This is a genomic window from Microbacterium sp. GbtcB4, from assembly GCF_019091465.1.
GTDB classification, from domain to species: Bacteria; Actinomycetota; Actinomycetes; order Actinomycetales; family Microbacteriaceae; genus Microbacterium; species Microbacterium paraoxydans.
In genome coordinates, this window is record NZ_JAGXJJ010000074.1 from 1 (window position 1) to 284 (window position 284).

At 72.2% G+C, this 284-nt stretch carries 1 protein-coding gene; it reads left to right on the forward strand.

Annotated features, from left to right (window positions below; all coding sequences use genetic code 11):
• On the forward strand, positions 1-212 hold a 212-nt coding region (locus tag KVS71_RS17335), incomplete at its 5' end, for a 4Fe-4S binding protein (protein ID WP_217585140.1).
• Positions 213-284: the final 72 nt, after the last annotated feature.

A 284-nucleotide genomic window follows, 5' to 3' on the forward strand; every position in this document is an offset into this window, starting at 1 on the left:
AGTGCGTGGGCTGCGGAGCGTGCGAGCCGGTGTGCCCCGTCGAGGCGATCTACTACGAGGACGACCTCCCAGACGAGTGGCAGGTCTACTACAAGGCCAACGTCGAGTTCTTCGACGAGGTCGGCTCGCCCCGAGGCGCCGCCCGCACCGGCCCCCCCCGGCACGACCACCCACTCATCGCCGCGCTCCCGCCGCAGGAGGTGCACGAGTGACTCCGCGCAACGCGATCGTCGGCGCGGGACCCGCAGGCATCTACGCCGCCGACCTCCTCCGGGCGCAGGTGC